The sequence below is a fragment of the Streptomyces sp. NPDC054047 genome, from assembly GCF_055585065.1.
This window is the reverse complement of the sequence record NZ_JBVJKV010000001.1, coordinates 551294-571151: the sequence shown is the minus strand read 5'-3', so window position 1 is coordinate 571151 and position 19858 is coordinate 551294. Positions and strand designations below refer to the sequence as shown.

Below are 19858 nucleotides of genomic sequence, written 5' to 3'. Positions count from 1 at the left end.
GCTGTTACGGCCGCGCCGATCAGCAGGCACTATGGGCACAGGGCGGCACATGGCCCGCAACGTGCTCGAAACCGTGTGGTGGGATGCTCATGTGCCCCGATGTGTCCCCAGACGTGGACACAGTACGGACGCGGCGCGGACGCAGGTGGCCTGACCAGCAAGGATGGGTGGAAGCGGAAGATGGACAAGCAGCAGGAATTCGTGCTCCGGACACTGGAGGAGCGCGACATCCGGTTCGTACGCCTGTGGTTCACGGACGTCCTCGGCTTCCTGAAATCGGTCGCGGTGGCCCCCGCCGAGCTGGAGCAGGCCTTCGACGAAGGCATCGGCTTCGACGGCTCGGCGATCGAGGGATTCGCCCGGGTGTACGAGTCGGACATGATCGCCAAGCCGGACCCCTCGACCTTCCAGGTCCTGCCCTGGCGCGCGGAGGCCCCCGGCACCGCCCGCATGTTCTGCGACATCCTCATGCCGGACGGCTCCCCGTCCTTCGCGGACCCGCGCTACGTGCTGAAGCGGGCCCTGGCGAAGACCTCCGACCTCGGGTTCACCTTCTACACCCACCCCGAGATCGAGTTCTTCCTCCTGAAGGACAAGCCGCTGGACGGCTCGCGGCCCACCCCCGCCGACAACTCCGGCTACTTCGACCACACCCCGCAGAACGTCGGGATGGACTTCCGCCGCCAGGCGATCACGATGCTCGAATCCATGGGCATCTCGGTCGAGTTCAGCCACCACGAGGGTGCGCCGGGCCAGCAGGAGATCGACCTCCGTTACGCGGACGCGCTCTCCACGGCGGACAACATCATGACGTTCCGTCTGGTGATGAAGCAGGTGGCGCTGGAGCAGGGCGTGAACGCGACCTTCATGCCGAAGCCGTTCTCCGAGCACCCCGGCTCGGGCATGCACACGCACCTCTCCCTCTTCGAGGGCGACCGCAACGCCTTCTACGAGTCCGGCTCCGAGTACCAGCTCTCCAAGGTGGGCCGCTCCTTCATCGCCGGCCTCCTGAAGCACGCCGCCGAGATCTCCGCGGTCACCAACCAGTGGGTGAACTCCTACAAGCGCATCTGGGGCGGCTCGGAGCGCACGGCGGGCGCGGGGGGCGAGGCACCCTCGTACATCTGCTGGGGCCACAACAACCGCTCCGCGCTGATCCGCGTCCCGATGTACAAGCCCGGCAAGACGGGCTCGGCGCGGGTCGAGGTCCGCTCGATCGACTCGGGCGCGAACCCCTACCTGACGTACGCGGTGCTCCTTGCCGCGGGCCTCAAGGGCATCGAGGAGGGCTACGAGCTGCCGCCGGGCGCCGACGACGACGTATGGGCCCTGAGCGACGCCGAGCGCCGCGCGATGGGGATCGAGCCGCTGCCGCAGAACCTGGGCGAGGCGATCGCGCTGATGGAACGCAGCGAACTGGTCGCCGAGACGCTCGGCGAGCATGTCTACGACTTCTTCCTCCGGAACAAGAAGCAGGAGTGGGAGGAGTACCGCAGCGAGGTCACGGCCTTCGAGCTGAGGAAGAACCTGCCGGTGCTGTAGCGCCCCGTAAGGGGCGCGGGGAACTGCGCGCTCAGCCCAAAGAAGGGCCGCAGGCGCATCTGCCAGGTTGCTCGGCAGATGCGCCTGCGGCTTTTTCGTGGTTGCTCGCGCCGTTCCCCGCGCCCCTTACGGGGCGCTGACGATCGCGTCCCGCAGAGGCGTCTTCGCCCGAACCGCGTACTCCTGGATCGCCCAGCCGTTGCCGTCCGGGTCCTTGAAGTACATGAACGTGCCGCCGTCCTGCGGCGCGTGCGCCACCGGCTCCGAGATCTCCAGGCCGCGCGCGGTCAGCTCCGCGTGCGCCGCCTTCGCGTCGGCCACGCACAGCTGGAGGCCCTGGTAGGAGCCGGGGGCCGGGGTCGGGCCGTCCATCGTGTCCCAGAGGGTGTCGGCGAGGGCGATGGAACAGCCGGAACCCGGCGGGGTCAGCTGGACGATGCGCATGCCCGGCATGACCTCCTGGTCGATGTCGACGTGGAAGCCGAGCTTGTCGCGGTAGAACTCCTTGGCCCGGTCGACGTCACTGACGGGGAGCGGGATCACCTCGAGTGTGTAGTCCATGGGCCGAAGTACACCAGGGCGAGGGGCCCCTGTCAGCGCTCCGCCACACCCCGTCTCAGCGCTCCGAAAGCGGACTCGGAGCCTCCTGCACCGTCCAGCCGTTGCCGTCCGGGTCGGTGAAGAAACAGAAGCCGTTCCAGGTGCCGCCCGTCCCCTCGGCCCAGCCGTCGGGACCCAGGTGCAGCACGGGCGAGACGTCCACGCCGCGCTCCGCGAGTTCGGCCCGCGCGGCCACGATGTCGGTCACGCACAGCTGTAGCCCGTGCAGCGAACCCGGCGCCATCTCCGAGGTGCCGGGAGCGGGCGGCATCCCGGACATCATGGCGAACGAACAGCGCGAGCCGGGCGGGGTGAACTGCATGACGCGCACGCCCGGCGCGATCGGGGTGTCCAGGTCCGCCTTGAAGCCGAGCCGGTTCTCGTAGAAGTCCTTCGCGCGGTCCATGTCGGCGACAGGGACCGTCACCACTTCAAGAGTCCAGTCCATCAGGTGTGTCTCCTTGCCCGTCGAGTCGTCCGTCGAGTTGTACGCCGAGTTCCGTCGAGCGAGGGCGCGTCACGCGAAGCGCCAGCGCGTCTGGCTGAACGGCTCGCCCTTGCCGAAGCCGAAGGCGGTGCGAGGGGCCACCTCGAAAACGTACGCGTGGCCCGCCCCGTGGTGGAAGCAGCCGTCCCGCACCTCGTAGTGCCAGAAGCTGCCGTACTTCTCCTCCCACGCCGCCGCCAGGCGCCGCAGCCTGGCCTCGTCGGTGATCCGGACCGCGGCGCCCTCGACGACCAGGTCGTGGCCCTTGTCCCAGTGGTTGACGCCCGTGGTCAGCACGACCTCGGGGTTCGCCGCCACGTTCCGTGCCTTGCGCTCCTGGGGGCCCGTGCAGAAGTGCAGCGCGCCGTCCAGCCAGACCGCGGGCAGCGGCGTGACGTGCGGGCGCCCGTCGGGACGCACGGACGAGATCCAGAAGAGCTCGGCCGACTTCAGCTGCCGCACGGCGTCCGCCCACGGGGTCGCCGTCGCTCCCGTACTGCTGTACCGGGCATCCAGTTCCGTACGCGGTTCCCTGCTCGGCATGGTCCGCCTCCTGACGCCGACACCAATGTTCCCGTCCAAGGATGGACCGCGCACGCGGGCAGAACTCATCGGTCAGGCCGTAGGCTCGGGCCAGGAATGATCGAACGGAGGCGCGGGGATGACGGTGCCGCAAGGGCGCAGAAGCAGCACGTTCACGCGACTGCTGCGGCATGGCTTCACCGATCCGTCCACCGCCGAACGGCTCCTCGACGCGCCCGAGCTGTCCGCGGTGCGCAGCGATCCGGTGCTGCTCGACGCCCTGGGCGCCGTCGCCGACCCGGACCTGGCGCTCCTCGGCCTCGTACGCCTGGTCGAGGGGCAGCCCGACGAGACCAGCTGCCGGGAGCTGCTCGACACCCTGGTCAGCGCCAAGCCGCTGCGCGACCGGCTGCTCGGCGTGCTCGGCGCCTCCGAGGCCCTGGCCGACCACCTGGCCAGGCACCCCCGCGACTGGCGTGCCCTGGTCACGTACGAGCTCGCCGACCTGCACCCCGGCGTCGAGGAGTTCGAGCACGGGCTCTCCGACGCCACCGACCCGGTCTCGCTGCGCGTCTCCTACCGCCGCTGCCTGCTGGCCATAGCGGCCCGTGACGTCTGCGGCACGACGGACGTCGCCGAGGCCGCCGCCGAGCTCGCCGACCTGGCGACGGCGACCCTGCGCGCCGCGCTCGCCATGGCCCAGGCGGCGGCGCCCGCGGACGCCGCGCGGTGCAGGCTCGCGGTCATCGCGATGGGCAAGTGCGGTGGTCACGAGCTGAATTACGTGTCGGACGTCGACGTCATCTTCGTCGGCGAACCCGCAGAAGGCACAGGCGGCACGGACGCGGCCGACGAGGGCAAGGCCATCCAGGCCGCCACCCGGCTCGCCTCGCACATGATGCGGATCTGCTCGGAGACCACGGTCGAGGGCACCATCTGGCCGGTCGACGCCAACCTCCGCCCGGAGGGCCGCAACGGGCCCCTGGTGCGCACCCTCAGCAGCCACCTCGCCTACTACCAGCGCTGGGCCAAGACCTGGGAGTTCCAGGCGCTGCTCAAGGCCCGCCCGGTGGCCGGTGACCTGGCGCTCGGCGAGGAGTACGTCAGCACCCTCGCACCCCTCGTCTGGCACGCGGCCGAGCGCGACAACTTCGTGCCCGACGTGCAGAAGATGCGCCGCCGGGTCGTGGCGAACATCCCGGCGGGCGAGGTCGACCGCGAGGTGAAGCTGGGCCCCGGAGGCCTGCGGGACGTCGAATTCGCCGTACAACTCCTGCAGTTGGTGCACGGCCGCGGCGACACCTCGATCCGCAGCGGCTCGACCCTGGTGGCCCTGGAGGCACTCGCGGCCGGCGGCTACGTGGGGCGCGTGGACGCGGTCCAGCTCGACGACGCCTACCGCTTCCTGCGCTCCCTGGAGCACCGCATCCAGCTGTTCAAGATGCGGCGCACCCACCTGATCCCCGAGGACGACGCCGACCTGCGGCGCATCGGCCGCTCCCTGGGCATGCGCACGGAGCCGATCACCGAGCTGAACCGCGCGTGGAAGCGGCACACCTCGGTCGTGCGCCGTCTGCACGAGAAGCTCTTCTACCGCCCGCTCCTGGACGCCGTGGCCCAACTCGCCCCCGTCGAGACCCGGTTGAGCACGGAGGCGGCCCGCGCCCGCCTGGTCGCCCTCGGCTACCACGACCCCGCGGCCGCCCTGCGCCATCTGGAGGCCCTCGCCTCGGGCGTCACCCGCAAGGCGGCGATCCAGCGCACCCTGCTGCCCGTGCTGCTCGGCTGGTTCGCGGACTCGGCGGACCCCGACGCGGGTCTCCTGAACTTCCGCAAGGTGTCCGACGCGCTCGGCAAGACCCCCTGGTATCTGCGGCTCCTGCGCGACGAAGGCGCGGCCGCCGAGAACCTGGCCCGCGTCCTGTCCGCCGGACGCCTCGCTCCCGACCTGCTCCTGCGCGCCCCCGAAGCGGTGGCCCTGCTCGGCGACCAGCGCGGCCTCGAACCGCGCGACCACGCCCACCTGGAGCAGGAGGTCCTGGCCGCGGTGGGCCGCGCGGACGGCGCCGAACAGGCGGTGACGGCGGCGCGCGGCGTCCGCCGCCGCGAGCTGTTCCGCACGACGGCGGCCGACATCATCGGCTCGTACGGCACGGAGGAGAGCCCCGCCGCGGCGGACCCCGGCGAGCTGGTGGACCGGGTGGGCGACGCGGTCTCCGACCTCACGGCGGCAACGATCGCCGGGACGCTGCGCGCGGTGGTCCGCGAAGGCTGGGGCGACACGCTGCCGGTGCGGTTCACGGTGATCGGCATGGGCCGCTTCGGCGGCCACGAACTGGCCTACGGCTCGGACGCGGACGTCCTCTTCGTCCACGAGCCGCGCGAGGGCGTGAGCGACCAGGAGGCGGCGAAGGCGGCCTCCCAGGTGGTCTCCGAGATGCGCAGGCTTCTGCAACTCCCCAGCGCTGACCCGCCGTTGCTGATCGACGCGGATCTGCGCCCGGAGGGCAGGAGCGGACCGCTGGTGCGCACCCTCGCCTCGTACGAGGCCTACTACCGCCGCTGGTCCCTGGTCTGGGAGTCCCAGGCCCTGATCCGGGCCGAACCGGTCGCCGGTGACGCGGAGTTGGGCCGCGCCTTCATCGACCTCGTGGACCCGCTGCGCTATCCGGCGGAGGGCCTGGGCGAGGACGCGGTCCGCGAGATCCGCCGCCTGAAGGCCCGCATGGAGGCCGAGCGCATGCCGCGCGGATCGGACCCCACCCTCCACACGAAGCTGGGCCGCGGCGGCCTCTCGGACGTCGAATGGACCGTCCAGCTCATGCAGTTGACCCACGGCTGGGTCGAACCGGGCCTGCGCACCACCCGCACCCGGGTGGCCCTCGCGGCGGCCTGCGCGGCCGAACTGATCCCGACCGAGGACGCGGCGATCCTGGACGAGGCATGGGTCCTCGCCACGCGGGTGCGCAACGCGGTGATGCTGGTGCGCGGCCGGGCCGGGGACACGTTCCCCTCGGACGGACGCGAACTCGCGGCGGTCGGGCGGTACTTGGGGTACGACCCCGGGCACGTAGGGGACATGCTGGACGACTACCGGCGGATCACGCGCAGGGCGCGGGCCGTGATGGAGGAGAGGTTCTACGGGGCGTAGGTGCCGCGTAGGCCAGGGGCTTCCACGAAGCGTGGGGCCCGTCTCTCCAGGGGCTTCTCCAGCACGGTCCTGCTACAGCAAGGTCCGCGCGTGCGCCAGGAACCCCGTGAGCGCCAGCTCGAAGGCGCGGTCGGCGCGGCCCCGCGGCACCGCGTCCAGGGCCCGTGCGAGCGCGGGCGTCGCCGTCTCGTCCGGCAGCTCCCACATGGCCTCCGGCGCCGCCAGGTCGAGCGCCGAGCCGAGCACCAGGTTCTCCAGGGCGATGATCACCGGCATGACGTCCGCGAGGGCGAACCCGGCGTCGATCAGCAGCGTCACCGCGCGTTCGTATTGCTCCAGTACGCGTGGTGCGCGCACCGGTGAGGTCATCAGGAGCGGGATGACCTTGGGGTGGGCCGCGAAGGCGGCGCGGTAGGAGCGGGCCCAGGCGGACAGGGCGTCGTCCCAGGGGAGGCGCGGGTCCAGGGTGGCGGTGTCGATCGCGTCGCTCACCCGCTCCCGCAGCAGCTCGACGATGCCGTCGCGGCCGTCCACGTGGTGGTAGACGGAGCCGGTCTGCGCGCCGAGGCGCTTGGCGATCTGCGGGACGCTGAAGTCGCCCTTCTCGTCGACGAGGGCGAGCGCGGTCGTCGTGATGCGGTCCCTGTCGAGCAGGGGGGTGCGCGGCCGTCCCATGGTTCCTGATCCCCGATTCTCTTCGGCTGCCCGCCTGCTGCCCTCCGTGGCGGAGTCCGCGGCGAGGTCCAAGGCGGACTCCGCGGCGAGGCCTTCCCGAAAGCCTGACGAGAGGCTACATTGCCGAAACCGAAAGCCTTTAGGTTTCGGGGTCGGGTGGCCCCATCCCCGCCGCCTCGACCCCGGGGCTCCCTGCCCCCGCCCGCCGCAGAAGGGCTTCCCTGCGCATGTCCGTCACCTCCCCAGAGCCGCCGCCATCCGTGCGCGACACCCGCGACACCGTCGAGCCCACGCTCCGCAGCGGCTCGCTCGGCACCGCCGACATCGCCTTCTTCGTCGTCTCGGCCGCCGCCCCGCTCACCGTCATGGCGGGCGTCGCCCCCATCGCCATCTCCCTGGGCGGCATCGGCGCACCCGTCGGCTATCTGCTCGCCGGGATCACGCTCGCCGTCTTCGCCGTCGGATTCACCGCGATGAGCCGCCACGTCCGCAGCGGCGGCGCCTTCTACGCGTACATCACGCGCGGCCTCGGCCGCCCCGCGGGCATCGCCGCCGCCCTGCTCGCCATGCTCGGCTACAACGGCATGGAGATCGGCGTCTACGGACTCCTGGGCACCGCCACGCAGGACACCGCCCACGCCCTGTTCGGCGCGGACGTTCCCTGGCTCCCGGTGTCCCTCGCCGGGCTGCTCCTGGTCTGGTACGCCGGGTACCGCTCGATCGACTTCGGCGCGAAGCTGCTCGGCGTACTGCTCGTCGCCGAGACCGGCATCCTGGTGCTGCTCGCGGGCGGCGTCCTCGTCGAGGGAGGCGGCGCGGAGGGCCTGAGCCTGGACGGCTTCTCCCCGGACAACGTCTTCGTCCCCGGCACGGCCGCCGTACTCGCCTTCGCCTTCGCGGCGTTCACCGGATTCGAGTCGACCGTCATCTACCGCCGCGAGGCGCGCGATCCGGACCGTACGGTGCCGCGCGCGACGTACATCGCGGTGGCGTTCCTCGGGCTCTTCTACGCCTTCGTCGTCTGGACGGTGATCCAGGCCTTCGGCGACGAGGCCGTGGTCAAGGCGGCGGGATCGGACCCGGCGGGCCTCTTCTTCTCGGCCATCACCACCTATGTGGGCGGCTGGGCCGCGGACCTGATGCACGTGCTGATCGTCACGAGCGTGCTGGCGTCACTGCTCGCCTTCCACAACGCGATCAACCGGTACACGCTCGGGCTCGCGGAGGAGGGTGTGCTGCCCAAGGCGCTCGGGCGGGTGCACGGGCGGCATCGGTCGCCGTATCTGGCGGGGGCGGCGCAGACGGTGCTCGGGGCGGTGGTCGTCGTCGCCTTCGCCGCGGCGGGCGCTGATCCTTACGCTCAGCTGCTGCTGTGGGTCAACACCCCCGGGATGATCGGTCTGTTGGCGCTCCAGTTGATCGCGGCGATCGCGGTGCCTTTCTACTTCCGGCGCATATCCCATGCGGAGGGTGCGCTGCGGACGGTGGTCGCGCCGGTGGTGGCTACGGTGCTGCTGAGCGTGGCGCTGGTCCTGGTCGCCACGCACATCGACGTCTTCACCGGGGCGAGTCCGTTCGTCAACACCATCCTGGTGGGGGTGGCCCCGGCGGTGTTCGTCCTGGGCCTGGCCCTGGCGATGCGGCTGCGCCGCCGCCGTCCGGAGGTGTACGAGGGCTTCGCCAGCGAGCCGAACTGAGCCGATCTGAGCCGAACTGATTTGTCCCCAACCCCACCCCTTCCCGAAAACCCGCTCTGGCGCGGGGGCCTTGCGTGCCGTCATCACCGGCTTCGCCGAGTTCGTCCTCAAACTCCCCCAAGCTCTTGAAGAGCAGGGGGGACCCCCACGACGGGCTGAGATTTCCCGCCGGTCCGGACATGTCTTTCAGCCCCTCCGGCGTTTGAGGAGCGGGGTCTGGGGGCGGAGCCCCAGTTTCGGTAAGGGGCGGGATTGGGGAGAGCCCCGCCGGGCCGCATTGACCGCAACCAACCAACGACCCACCCCTGAACGGAGTCCCCCTTGCCCCCCGCCGACCTCATCCTCACCGGCGCCAACATCCGCACCCTCGACCCCACCAACCCCCGCGCCACCGCCCTCGCCGTCCGCGACGGACACATCGCAGCGGTCGGAGACGAAGCGGACGTACGCGCCTTGCGCGGCCCCCGGACCGAGACCGTCCACCTCGGCGGGGCCACTCTCACGCCCGGTCTCGTCGACTCCCACAGTCACCCCGTCTGGGGGCTGGAGATGGCCACGGGGCTCGATCTCTCGGCCGTGGCCGACCTGGACGGGCTCCGCGGGGCCCTGCGTACGGCAGCCCGTGTCGACGGATGGGTCGTCGCCTGGGGGCTGGACCACAACGCCTTCGGCGGGCGGCCGGTCCACCGCGACCTCGTCGAGGACGCCCTCGACGGCGCACCCGCCTTCATCCGCCTCTACGACGGCCACTCCGCCCTGGCCAGCGGCGCCGCCCTGAGCGCCGCCGGCATCACCGGCCCCCGCACCTTCACCCAGCGCGCCACCGTCGTCTGCGACGACGCGGGGCGCCCCACGGGCCACCTCGTCGAGCACGCCGCGATGGACCTCCTGAACGACGTACTGCCCCGCCCCTCCCACGCCGAGCGCCGCACCCGCCTGGTCGAACTGCTCTCCGCGATGGCGGCCACCGGACTGACCGGCGCCCATGTCATGGACCTCGGCGGCGACGACGTACCCGGACTGCTCGCCTCGGCCGAGGCGCGGACGGAGCTCCCCCTGCGGCTGCTGCTCGCCCCCTGGTGCATGCCGGGCGTCGACAAGGACGGCCTGGACGAGATCGTCGCCCTGCAGGCCGAGCGCGGGCGGCACTGGCGGATCGGCGGGGCCAAGTTCTTCATGGACGGCACCGTCGAGGGCGGCACCGCCTGGCTGGAGCACGCGGACTGCCACGGGCAGGGGACCGACGCCTTCTGGCCGGACCCGGAGGCGTACGCGGACGCCGTACGGCACCTGCACGCGGCCGGAGTGCGGACGGCGACCCACGCCATCGGGGACGCCGCGGTGCGGCACGTGCTCGACACCGTCGCGTCGCTGGGCCCCGGCGGGCGCCTCGCGCACCGGATCGAGCACATCGAGACCGTCCCGGACGACACCGTCCCGCGCTTCGCGGAGCTCGGCGTCATCGCCTCCATGCAGCCCCCGCACACCGCGTACACGCGCGCCGACCACACCGACGAGTGGTCCAAGCGGCTGGGAGACGAGCGGGCCGCGAGGGCCTGGCGTACCCGGGACCTGCGGGACGCCGGAGCGGTCGTGGCGCTGGGCTCGGACTGGCCCATCGCGCACTATGACGCGCGGCAGGTCCTCGCCACCGCGCGGACGCCCCGTGGAGCGGCATCGGCGGGGGCCGGTCTCACGGGGCTGATGGCTCTGGAGGGGTGCACCTCGCACGCCGCTACCGCGGCCGGGGAGGGGGCGGTGGCGGGGCGGATCGCCCCCGGTTTCCGCGCGGACCTCACGGCCTTCGGGATCGACCCCGTGGAGGCGCCCGCCGACGAGGTCGCGCAGGCACCGATCCGGCTGACCGTGTCCGGGGGGCACATCACCCACCGTCATCAGTGACAGGGGCGGGGCAGGGCTCGGCTCAGGCCCTGAACCTGGCCCTGACCTTGGCCGGCAGCAGCGACGCCCGCTCCCGCCCGTCACGCAACGCCACCTCGCGCGGCAGTCGGTGCGGCATCACCCCGTACCAGGCCCACGCCACCGCGAAGCCGAACGCCAGGCAGATCATGCCGCCCACCGCGTCCAGCCAGAAGTGGTTGGCGGTCGCCACGATCACGATCAGGGTCGCCGTCGGGTAGAGCAGGCCGAGGATCTTCGCCCACGGCGCCGACGCCAGGGCGAAGATCGTCAGGCCGCACCACAGGGACCAGCCGATGTGCATCGACGGCATCGCCGCGTACTGGTTCGACATGTGCTTGAGGTCGCCGGAGGCCATGGAGCCCCAGGTCTGGTGGACGAGCACCGTGTCGATGAAGTCGTGGCCGTTCATCAGGCGCGGGGGAGCCAGCGGATACAGGTAGTAGCCGAGCAGGGCGACGGCTGTGGTCGCGAAGAGAACCATGCGGGTCGCCGCATAACGTCCCGGATGGCTGCGGAACAGCCAGACCAGGACACCGAGCGTCACCACGAAGTGCAGCGTCGCGTAGTAGTAGTTCATGCCGACGATGAGCCATGTCACCGAGTCCACCGCGTGGTTGACGCTCTGCTCCACGGCGATCCCGAGGTGCTGCTCCACCCGCCAGATCCAGTCGGCGTTGCTCAGGGCCTGCGACTTCTGTTCCGGCACGGCGTTGCGGACCAGGGAGTACGTCCAGTAACTCACCGCGATCAGCAGGATCTCGAACCAGAGCCGGGGCCGTCGTGGCGCGCGAAGACGACGCAGGAATGTCCGCCCATTGCGGTCTTCTTGCTCGCCCGCGATGGGTGATGTGGTGGGCCGCTGCTGGCCTTCCAGTGTCGTCACAGTCATCTCACCCATAGGCACAGAGTCTGCCAGATACCGACCCTCTGCCCGATCATCCCAAGGTCTGGTTCGGGCCGCATTCTCTACGCCCTACGGACGACCGCGTCCCCCAGGGGCGGAAGCGGTTGAACCCCGAACGACCAGCTCCGGCATGAAGACGAATTCGCTGTGCGGGGCGGGCGTGCCGCCGATCTCCTCGAGGAGTGTACGCACCGCCGCCTGCCCCATCGCGGGAACGGGCTTGCGCACCGTGGTCAGGGGCGGATCGGTGAACGCGATCAGCGGGGAGTCGTCGAATCCGACCACCGAGATGTCGTCCGGGACCTCGAAGCCGCGCTCCCGCGCCGTCCGTATCGCCCCCAGGGCCATCATGTCGCTCGCGCACACCACGGCCGTGCAGCCGCGGTCGAGCAGGGCGGACGCCGCGGCCTGCCCGCCCTCCAGCGTGTACAGCGAATGCTGGACCAGATCCGACTCGATCTCCTGCGGACTCAGGTCCAGCTGGTCCTGCACCGTGCGTACGAACCCCTCGATCTTCCGCTGGACGGGCACGAACCGCTTGGGGCCCAGGGCGAGTCCGATCCGTGTATGCCCCAGGGAGACGAGGTGGGTGACCGCCAGGCGCATCGCCGCCCGGTCGTCCGGCGAGATGAAGGGCGCCTGCACCTTGGGGGAGAAGCCGTCGACCAGGACGAACGGCACGCCCTGCGCGCGCAGCTGGTCGTAGCGCTGCATGTCGGCGGAGGTGTCCGCGTGCAGGCCCGAGACGAAGATGATGCCGCAGACGCCGCGGTCCACGAGCATCTCCGTCAGTTCGTCCTCCGTGGAACCGCCCGGCGTCTGCGTCGCGAGGACCGGCGTGTACCCCTGCCGGGTCAGGGCCTGCCCGATGACCTGGGCGAGCGCGGGGAATATCGGGTTCTCCAGCTCCGGCGTGATCAGCCCGATGAGGCCCGCGCTGCGCCGACGCAGCCGCACCGGGCGCTCGTACCCGAGCACGTCGAGTGCGGCAAGCACGGACTGGCGGGTGGCACCGGCGACGCCGGGCTTGCCGTTGAGCACCCGGCTGACCGTCGCCTCGCTGACCCCCGCCTGCGCTGCGATGTCGGCCAGTCGCGCGGTCACAGGATTGGACTGTACCGGTCGCATCTCAGGCTGCCCACCAGACCGTTGAATCCGACGGCAGGATCGTCTCCTCGGCGCCGGGCGTCATTCCGGCGCTCGACAGGAGCACGGTGCCGCAGGTGGGGATCGTGACCGGATCGGCGGTGACGTTCACCGTGCAGATCACCGAACCCCCGGGCGCCGTGCGGCGGAAGGACAGCACGCCCTCCGGAGCGTCGAGCCACTCCACGTCGCGGCCCGCGCCGAGGGCCGGGTGCTCGCGGCGCACGGCGAGCGCGCCGCGGTAGAACTCCAGGGTGGAGGTGGGGTCGCCCTCCTGCGCCTCGACCGTGAGGTCCTTCCAGCCGGCGGGCTGCGGCAGCCAGCTCGGGCCGCCCTCGACCGGGCCGAAGCCGAACGGCGGGTGCTCCCCGGACCACGGCATCGGCACCCGGCATCCGTCCCGCGTCCCGTCCTGCCCCGTGCTGCGGAAGAACGCCGGGTCCTGGCGCACCTCGTCCGGCAGCTCGGTCACCTCGGGCAGGCCCAGCTCCTCGCCCTGGTAGATGTACGCCGAGCCGGGCAGCGCCAGCATCAGGAGCGTGGCCGCCTTCGCCCGGCGCAGGCCGCGCGCCGCGTCGCCCTCGGCGAAGCGGGTGGAGTGGCGTACGACGTCGTGGTTGGAGAGCACCCAGGTGGCGGGCGCCTCCACGGCGTTCATCGCGGCGAGGGAGCGGTCGATGACGGCACGCAGCTCGTCCGCGTCCCAACCGGTCGTCAGATACTCGAAGTTGAAGGCCTGGTGCAGCTCGTCCCGGCGCAGGTACCGCGCGCTGCGCTCCACCGTCGGCGTCCACGCCTCGGCCACCGCGATCCGCTCGCCCGCGTACTCGTCGAGAATCCGCCGCCAGCTGCGGTAGATCTCGTGCACGCCGTCCTGGTCGAAGTAGGGGACGGCCTGCTTGCCGAGCAGCTTCACCTGTTCCTCGTGGCCGATGTCGGGCAGTCCCTCGGCCTTGACCAGGCCGTGGGCCACGTCGATGCGGAAGCCGTCGACGCCGAGGTCGAGCCAGAAGCGCAGGATGGAGCGGAACTCGTCGTGCACCGCCGGGTGGTCCCAGTTGAAGTCGGGCTGCTCGGGCGCGAAGAGGTGGAGGTACCACTCGCCGTCCTCGACCCGCGTCCAGGCCGGGCCGCCGAAGACGGACTCCCAGTCGTTGGGCGGCTGCCGGCCGTCCTCGCCCTTCCCGGGCCGGAAGTGGAAGCGTCCGCGCAGCGGCGACCCCGGGCCCTCGCGCAGCGCCCGCTTGAACCACTTGTGCTGGTCCGAGCAGTGGTTGGGCACCACGTCGACGATCACGCGCAGCCCGAGCGCGTGCGCTTCGCGTACGAGGTCGTCGGCGTCCGGCAGCGTGCCGAACATGGGGTCCACCGCGCGGTAGTCGGCCACGTCGTACCCGGCGTCGGCCTGCGGGGAGGCGTAGAAGGGGGAGAGCCAGACGGCGTCCACGCCGAGCTGTTTGAGGTGCGGGAGGCGGGCGGTGGCGCCCGGCAGGTCGCCCATGCCGTCGCCGTTGCCGTCGGCGAAGCTGCGCGGATAGACCTGGTAGATGACCGCGTCGCGCCACCACTCGCGGCGCGCGGAATCGTCGGACGAGTCGTCGGCGGTCAGGGCGGCGGTGACGTGCTGGGTCATGAAGTCCTTCAGGAGTACGGGGGTGTGCGGCACTCCGGTGAACGTTCCACGGAAGCCGAAGGTCACGAGGATGTGCTCCTCACCTGTGGTGTTGTGCCCGAGCGGCTGACGGCCCGCCCCGTAGAGGGGACTCTGCCGGGTACACCGATCTGCTGAGGATTCGTGCGACCCGGCCCGCCCCCGGCCTCCGCAGGGCGGGCGAGGGGTGGCGGACGCGGTCCCGCCCGCCGCCGGGGCGCGCGGAGACGCCGAGGGGGCGTGCGGACGTCTCGCCGTGCGTCCCGGCGATCTCGTCGTCGTCGTCCTCAACGTCCTCAACGCCACTCCTGGGGGTCCGGAAGCAGCAGGTCACGCAGGCGCGGGGCGTCGCGTGCGGTTCGCACCGCGTACAGGCCGAAGCCGGAGATTCTACTGTCAAACAGTCCGCGCACGCGTCCAGTTCGGTGACCACCACCGATCCGGGTCGCACCGGGGCCGTCTTCCCCCGAGGGACGCGGCGGAGCGCTAGCTTAAGGGGGCAGGCACGAGTCGGCCTGCTCCGTCCCGCCGCCTGAGGGGCTGTCCCGCGTGAGCGTCAAGGGCAAGGCAGTGAATAGGGTCAGCACGGTTCTGGTGGTCGACGACGTGCCCGCCAGCAGGTACGCGCTGAGCGCTGTGCTGCGCAGGGACGGCCACCGCGTCCTGCTCGCCGCGAGCGCGAGCGAGGCCCTGATCGAACTCGACGTGCGGATGCGGGCGGGGGACCTGCCGGACGTGGCGCTCGTCGACGTGGGCCTGCCCGACATGAGCGGCTACGAACTCTGCCGCCGCATGAAGCAGTTGCCGCCCATCGCCGCCCTGCCCGTCGTCCACTTCTCGGCGGCGGCACGGCCGCCCGCCGACCGCTGCCGGGGGCTCGACGCGGGCGGTGAGTCCTATCTGACGGTGCCCGCCGAACCCGAGGAGATCCAGGCGGTCGTACGGGCCGCCGCGCGCGGCGCCCGCTGCCGCAGTGACGCCCAACTCCGGGTGGGGCGGCTCGCACTGCTCGCCGGGACGATCCTGGAGGTGCAGTCGGCGCGCTGCCTGGGCGAGCTGGCCGACGCGGCGGCCGTGGGCACGGCGCGGCTGACCGACGGCCCCGCGACGGTGTTCGTCCTTGGCGAGGACGGCGAGATCCAGCTGGGGCTCTCCCGGCGCAGAGCCGCCGCCTCGCTGCCGGACGGCGAGGCGCACGAGGCGGTGGCCCGGCTGATGCGGCGCGTCATGTCGGGGCGCACGGGCGTGCGGCACACGGTCGTGCCGGCCCCGCTGTGGCCGCCGGGGTTCTTCCGCCCGGCCGGGGCGGCGGGGCTGGGGCGCGACGGGAAGCCGGAGGACGCGGGCCTCGTCCTGTCCCGGCTGCGCGAAGGGCGCACGCTGGTGTGCCTCGCGACGCCCGCGTACCAGGAAGGGCCCTCCGGCGAGACGGGACATCTCGTCGAGCGGCTCGCCCACGCCACCGCGCTGGCAGCGGAACCCCTGCTGATGTACGAGGAGGAGCGCCATGTCGCGCTGACCCTGCAACGCAGCTTCCTGCCCGCGCAGTTGCCGGAGCTGCCCGGCACGGACGTCGTCGTCCGCTACGAACCGGCGTCGCGCCAGGCGGAGATCGGCGGGGACTTCTACGCGGCGCTGCCCACCCCCCTCGGTGTCCTGACCGGCATCGGCGACGTCGTCGGGCACTCGCTCGACGCGGCCACCGTGATGGTCGAGATCCGGCACGCGCTGCGCGCGTACTGCGTCGAGGACCCCGACCCGCGCGCGCTCGCCGGGCGCCTGGACCGGATGCTGCAGCACTACCACCCGGGCGTGACGGCCACGATGTGCCTGAGCCTGGTCGATCCGGCCACCGGGCGGATGCGGATCGCCAACGCGGGCCACATCCCGCCGCTCGTGGTGCGGGACGAGAGCACGGCCGCGTACCTCGACGTGAAGGGGCCGCTCCTGGGGCTCGGCCTCGACCGGCCCGAGCCGAGCGAGGTGGTCCTCGCGCGCAGCGAGCGCCTGCTGATGGTCACGGACGGGCTCATCGAGACGCGGGGCACGGATCTGGCGGTGTCGATGGAGCAGCTGCGCCTCGCGGCGGCGGGCGCGCCGCGGGGTGTCGCCGACCTGTGCGACACGCTCCTCGCCTGCTTCGGGCGCGGACGGGAGGACGACATCGCGCTGCTCGCGCTGCGCAGGACGGACTGAAAGAAACCGTCGCACGGACCTGTACCCATGGCCCTACCCGTCAGTACATTGACGCCATGTCTAATACGCAGAGCCGGGAGCCGAAGCCCGTCGCGTCCGAGCACATACCGCTCAAGGCACGCAAAGTCTCCTTCTCCTGGGAGGACACCCCGCTGCACTGGGTGCCGGGCGACCCCTTCGCCACGCACACGATCAACGTGCTGCATCTGCTTCTGCCCGCGGGCGAACGCTGGTTCGTCCACGTGTACAAGCAGGTCCTGCCGTACATCCGTGACGACCGGCTCCGCGCGGACGTGATCGGCTTCATCGGCCAGGAGGCCATGCACGCGCAGGCCCACGACGAGGTCCTGCCGCACCTCAAGGAACAGGGCCTGGACCCCACGCCGTACACCGCCCAGGTCGACTGGCTCTTCGAGAAGATGCTCGGCGACCGGACACTGCCGCCCGGCAAGGCCCGCAAGTGGTGGCTGATGGAGCGCGTCGCGATCATCGCGGCCATCGAGCACTACACCGCCTTCCTCGGCAACTGGGTCCTGAACGCCGATGAGCTGGACCGCAGGGGCGCCGACCCGACGATGCTGGACCTGCTGCGCTGGCACGGCGCGGAAGAGGTCGAGCACCGCTCCGTCGCCTTCGAGCTCTTCATGCACGTCGACGGCAGCTACCGCCGCCGCGCCCGCACCTGGGCCACGGCCTTCACCGCGCTGGTCTTCCTCTGGCAGCGCGGCGCGCGCTTCTTCATGGAGAACGACCCCACGCTCATCGGTGGCAAGGCCTCGTTCAAGGACTTCTACCAGGGCGGAAAGAAGGGCACGCTGCCCACCACCCCGGACATGATCCGCTCCATCCCCCGCTACCTGAGCCGCGCCTACCACCCCTCCCACGAGGGCAGCACCGCCCAGGCCGCCGCCTACCTCGCCTCGTCCCCGGCGGCCACCGCCGCCGAGGCCGCGACGGAATCGCTGCCGAAGGGAGCGCGCTGACATGCCCCGCATGCGCACCGTCCTGCTCGTCACGGGCGCGGCCCTGCTCGCCAGGCGGGCCATGCGGCGCCGCATCGACGCCTCCCCGCTGTGGCCGCTGCCCGCCCTGGAGGAACCGGTCTCGGGCCGCCCGCGCTCGCGCGCCCTTCGCCTGCTCGTCACCCGGCACGAGAGCGTCGCCGACGGCGTCGTACAACTGCGCCTGGAGGGCGACAACTTGCCCGCCTGGGAGCCGGGCGCCCACCTGGACCTGGTCCTGCCCTCGGGCCTGGTCCGCCAGTACTCGCTGTGCGGAGACCCGGAGGACACCTCCTCGTACACCGTCGCCACCCGCCTGATCGGCACGGAGCAGGGCGGCCGTGGCGGTTCGCGCGAGGTGCACGAGCAGCTTCAGGAGGGGACGGAGGTCGAGGTGCGCGGCCCGCGCAACCGCTTCCCGCTGGCCGACGCCGACGCGTACGTCTTCGTGGCGGGCGGCATCGGCATCACGCCGATCCTGCCCATGCTGCGGGCGGTCGAGGCCGCGGGCCGCGAGTGGCGGCTGCTGTACGGGGGGCGCTCCCGGGCCTCGATGCCGTTCCTGGAGGACGTGGAGAAGCTGGCGGGCACCCGCGCCGGGCGGCTCACGGTCGTCGCGGAGGACGAGGGCGGCCGCCCCGACCTCGCCGCCTTCCTCGCGGACCTGGCGCCCTCCACCGCGGTCCACGTCTGCGGCCCCGAGGGGCTGATGGAGGCCGTGGCGGCGACACTGCCCGCAGGCGCCGCCCTGCACCTGGAGCGCTTCACGCCGCACACCTCCGCGGAGGGCAACGGCACGTTCGAGGTGGAACTGCGCCGCAGCGGACGGACCGTCTCCGTGGCCGCCGGCACCACGGTCCTGTCCGCGGTGCGCGCGGAGCTGCCCAACACCGCGTACTCCTGCGAACAGGGTTTCTGCGGAACCTGCCAACAGCGGGTCCTGGAAGGGGAGATCGACCACCGCGACGAACTGCTCACGGACGCCGAGCGCGCCGACTCGATGCTGATCTGTGTGTCGAGGGCGAGCGGGGACCGAATCGTCCTGGACATGTGAGACACATGGGGGGACACAGGACGAGAGATGTGAACGGTTGGGGCGGACCAGCCCCTTTAACGGCTGGATCTGCTCGGTAAGGTGTTCGCATGACTACCGGGGTGCGCCGCAGGATGGGTGTCGAGGAGCGGCGGCAGCAATTGATCGGGGTCGCGCTCGACCTGTTCAGCCACCGCTCGCCCGACGACGTGTCCATCGACGAGATAGCGGCGGCCGCGGGCATCTCGCGACCGCTGGTCTACCACTACTTCCCGGGCAAACTCAGCCTGTACGAAGCGGCGTTGCAGCGGGCCGCCGACGATCTGGCCGACCGCTTCGTGGAACCGCGCGAGGGCCCGCTGGGCGCCCGCCTGCTGCGCGTGATGGGCCGCTTCCTGGACTTCGTGGACGGCCACGGCCCCGGCTTCTCCGCCCTGATGCGCGGCGGCCCGGCCGTCGGCTCCTCGACGACCAACGCACTGATCGACTCGGTGCGGCAGGCGGCGTACATCCAGATCCTCGCGCACCTGGGCATCACCGACCCGCCCGCCAGGCTCGAACTGGTCGTCCGCTCCTGGATCTCGCTCGCCGAATCCACCGCGCTCATCTGGCTCGACGGACGCCGCATTCCACGCGCCGAACTGGAGCTCCAGCTGGTGCACGACTTCGCGGCGCTCGCCGCGGTGAGCGCCGCCTACGACGAGGAGATGGCGGCGATCCTGCGCCGCATCCTCGCCGAGGAGCCGCCGGAAGGACCGTTCGCCGAGCTGATCACCCGCCTGATCGGCCTCGTCCCGCAGGAGCGGAGCAGTTGACCCACCGCCTCGCCGGCGAAGAGGACATCCCCACCCTCGTCGCCCTCTACGACGGTGCCGCGCGCTGGATGCGGGACCGGGGGATCGACCAGTGGAAGCCGGGCGAGAAGGGCGCGGCGCACTTCCGCGGGCGCATCGCGTCGGACGAGGTCTGGCTCGCGTACGACGGCGAGACGGTCGCCGGTGCGTACGAGGTGTGGTGGGCGGACGAGCCCGCCTGGGGCGAACAGCCGCCCGTCGCGGGCTACGTGCACCGCCTGATGACGCGACGCGGCGCCCCGGCGGGCACCGGCCGGGCGATGCTGGCGCGCGCGGAACGGCGCATCGCGGAGGCGGGCAGGCAACGCTGCCGCCTGGACTGCGTGTCGAGCAACCCGCGCCTGCGGGAGTACTACGAGGCGGCGGGATACACGGTGGTGGGGGAGCTGCCGGGGAAGGTGGCGGCGGACGGGAGCACGTACGGCGTCACGCTCCTGGAGAAGGAGCTGCGCGCCCCGGCCCCGTCCGACACCTGA

The 19858-nt window shown here is 71.8% G+C and carries 16 protein-coding genes; 9 read left to right on the top strand and 7 right to left on the bottom strand.

Going from position 1 to position 19858, the window contains the following annotated elements:
- Positions 1-180 precede the first annotated feature (180 nt).
- Complete coding sequence (locus tag ACZ6ZP_RS02640; RefSeq protein ID WP_160504710.1) at positions 181-1542, top strand: glutamine synthetase family protein; 1362 nt, start codon at positions 181-183, stop codon at positions 1540-1542.
- A 126-nt stretch (positions 1543-1668) separates the two neighbouring features.
- Here the strand turns inward: ACZ6ZP_RS02640 and ACZ6ZP_RS02635 are convergent, their stop codons facing one another.
- From ACZ6ZP_RS02635 to ACZ6ZP_RS02625, 3 genes are all read right to left on the bottom strand, one after another.
- A complete protein-coding gene (locus ACZ6ZP_RS02635; protein ID WP_361462854.1) occupies positions 1669-2103 on the bottom strand; it encodes a VOC family protein in 435 nt (144 codons plus the stop codon).
- A 55-nt stretch (positions 2104-2158) separates the two neighbouring features.
- A complete protein-coding gene (locus tag ACZ6ZP_RS02630) occupies positions 2159-2590 on the bottom strand; it encodes a VOC family protein (RefSeq protein ID WP_351159667.1) in 432 nt (143 codons plus the stop codon).
- A gap of 69 nt (positions 2591-2659) precedes the next feature.
- A complete protein-coding gene (locus ACZ6ZP_RS02625; RefSeq protein ID WP_351159664.1) occupies positions 2660-3172 on the bottom strand; it encodes a pyridoxamine 5'-phosphate oxidase family protein in 513 nt (170 codons plus the stop codon).
- Positions 3173-3290: 118 nt separating this feature from the next.
- Between ACZ6ZP_RS02625 and ACZ6ZP_RS02620 the strand changes: the two genes are divergently transcribed.
- A complete protein-coding gene (locus ACZ6ZP_RS02620; RefSeq protein ID WP_366462684.1) occupies positions 3291-6302 on the top strand; it encodes a bifunctional [glutamine synthetase] adenylyltransferase/[glutamine synthetase]-adenylyl-L-tyrosine phosphorylase in 3012 nt (1003 codons plus the stop codon).
- Between the two features lie 72 nt (positions 6303-6374).
- Here the strand turns inward: ACZ6ZP_RS02620 and ACZ6ZP_RS02615 are convergent, their stop codons facing one another.
- Positions 6375-6977, bottom strand: a complete 603-nt coding sequence (locus ACZ6ZP_RS02615) for a TetR/AcrR family transcriptional regulator C-terminal domain-containing protein (protein ID WP_351159659.1) — start codon at positions 6975-6977, stop codon at positions 6375-6377.
- Between the two features lie 227 nt (positions 6978-7204).
- Here ACZ6ZP_RS02615 and ACZ6ZP_RS02610 point away from each other — a divergent pair, with 227 nt between their 5' ends.
- A complete protein-coding gene (locus tag ACZ6ZP_RS02610; protein ID WP_469405280.1) occupies positions 7205-8674 on the top strand; it encodes an APC family permease in 1470 nt (489 codons plus the stop codon).
- A gap of 321 nt (positions 8675-8995) precedes the next feature.
- The gene (locus ACZ6ZP_RS02605; protein ID WP_469405278.1) at positions 8996-10576 is read left to right on the top strand and encodes an amidohydrolase; all 1581 of its coding nucleotides are present in this window, start codon (positions 8996-8998) and stop codon (positions 10574-10576) included.
- Positions 10577-10598: 22 nt separating this feature from the next.
- Here ACZ6ZP_RS02605 and ACZ6ZP_RS02600 read toward each other — a convergent pair whose 3' ends face one another.
- The 3 genes from ACZ6ZP_RS02600 to ACZ6ZP_RS02590 form a co-directional block, all read right to left on the bottom strand.
- Entirely contained in the window at positions 10599-11495 is an 897-nt protein-coding gene (locus ACZ6ZP_RS02600) for a phosphatase PAP2 family protein (RefSeq protein WP_351159651.1), read from the bottom strand.
- A 75-nt stretch (positions 11496-11570) separates the two neighbouring features.
- Positions 11571-12605, bottom strand: a complete 1035-nt coding sequence (locus tag ACZ6ZP_RS02595) for a LacI family DNA-binding transcriptional regulator (protein ID WP_351159648.1) — start codon at positions 12603-12605, stop codon at positions 11571-11573.
- A gap of 25 nt (positions 12606-12630) precedes the next feature.
- Positions 12631-14280, bottom strand: a complete 1650-nt coding sequence (locus ACZ6ZP_RS02590) for a glycoside hydrolase family 13 protein (RefSeq protein ID WP_351160648.1) — start codon at positions 14278-14280, stop codon at positions 12631-12633.
- A gap of 567 nt (positions 14281-14847) precedes the next feature.
- Between ACZ6ZP_RS02590 and ACZ6ZP_RS02585 the strand changes: the two genes are divergently transcribed.
- The 5 genes from ACZ6ZP_RS02585 (at position 14848) to ACZ6ZP_RS02565 (ending at position 19858) form a co-directional block, all read left to right on the top strand.
- Positions 14848-16494, top strand: a complete 1647-nt coding sequence (locus ACZ6ZP_RS02585; protein WP_351159645.1) for a fused response regulator/phosphatase — start codon at positions 14848-14850, stop codon at positions 16492-16494.
- A gap of 56 nt (positions 16495-16550) precedes the next feature.
- Complete coding sequence (locus ACZ6ZP_RS02580; protein ID WP_351159643.1) at positions 16551-17477, top strand: metal-dependent hydrolase; 927 nt, start codon at positions 16551-16553, stop codon at positions 17475-17477.
- A 1-nt stretch (position 17478) separates the two neighbouring features.
- Entirely contained in the window at positions 17479-18549 is a 1071-nt protein-coding gene (locus tag ACZ6ZP_RS02575; protein WP_351159640.1) for a PDR/VanB family oxidoreductase, read from the top strand.
- Between the two features lie 89 nt (positions 18550-18638).
- The gene (locus ACZ6ZP_RS02570) at positions 18639-19343 is read left to right on the top strand and encodes a TetR/AcrR family transcriptional regulator (protein WP_351159637.1); all 705 of its coding nucleotides are present in this window, start codon (positions 18639-18641) and stop codon (positions 19341-19343) included.
- Positions 19340-19858 (top strand): GNAT family N-acetyltransferase, encoded by a 519-nt coding sequence (locus ACZ6ZP_RS02565; protein WP_383818392.1) that lies wholly within the window; start codon positions 19340-19342, stop codon positions 19856-19858. The genes ACZ6ZP_RS02570 and ACZ6ZP_RS02565 overlap by 4 nt, the downstream gene beginning before the upstream one ends.

What these genes read in the sequence shown, in the direction of transcription:
- ACZ6ZP_RS02570 (WP_351159637.1), top strand. Translation starts at nt 18,639, where the DNA reads ATGACTACCGGGGTGCGCCGCAGGATGGGTGTCGAGGAGCGGCGGCAG.
- ACZ6ZP_RS02625 (WP_351159664.1), bottom strand. Translation starts at nt 3,172, where the DNA reads ATGCCGAGCAGGGAACCGCGTACGGAACTGGATGCCCGGTACAGCAGT.
- ACZ6ZP_RS02610 (WP_469405280.1), top strand. Translation starts at nt 7,205, where the DNA reads ATGTCCGTCACCTCCCCAGAGCCGCCGCCATCCGTGCGCGACACCCGC.
- ACZ6ZP_RS02630 (WP_351159667.1), bottom strand. Translation starts at nt 2,590, where the DNA reads ATGGACTGGACTCTTGAAGTGGTGACGGTCCCTGTCGCCGACATGGAC.
- ACZ6ZP_RS02590 (WP_351160648.1), bottom strand. Translation starts at nt 14,280, where the DNA reads ATGACCCAGCACGTCACCGCCGCCCTGACCGCCGACGACTCGTCCGAC.
- ACZ6ZP_RS02580 (WP_351159643.1), top strand. Translation starts at nt 16,551, where the DNA reads ATGTCTAATACGCAGAGCCGGGAGCCGAAGCCCGTCGCGTCCGAGCAC.
- ACZ6ZP_RS02600 (WP_351159651.1), bottom strand. Translation starts at nt 11,495, where the DNA reads ATGGGTGAGATGACTGTGACGACACTGGAAGGCCAGCAGCGGCCCACC.
- ACZ6ZP_RS02575 (WP_351159640.1), top strand. Translation starts at nt 17,479, where the DNA reads ATGCCCCGCATGCGCACCGTCCTGCTCGTCACGGGCGCGGCCCTGCTC.
- ACZ6ZP_RS02620 (WP_366462684.1), top strand. Translation starts at nt 3,291, where the DNA reads ATGACGGTGCCGCAAGGGCGCAGAAGCAGCACGTTCACGCGACTGCTG.
- ACZ6ZP_RS02615 (WP_351159659.1), bottom strand. Translation starts at nt 6,977, where the DNA reads ATGGGACGGCCGCGCACCCCCCTGCTCGACAGGGACCGCATCACGACG.
- ACZ6ZP_RS02640 (WP_160504710.1), top strand. Translation starts at nt 181, where the DNA reads ATGGACAAGCAGCAGGAATTCGTGCTCCGGACACTGGAGGAGCGCGAC.
- ACZ6ZP_RS02635 (WP_361462854.1), bottom strand. Translation starts at nt 2,103, where the DNA reads ATGGACTACACACTCGAGGTGATCCCGCTCCCCGTCAGTGACGTCGAC.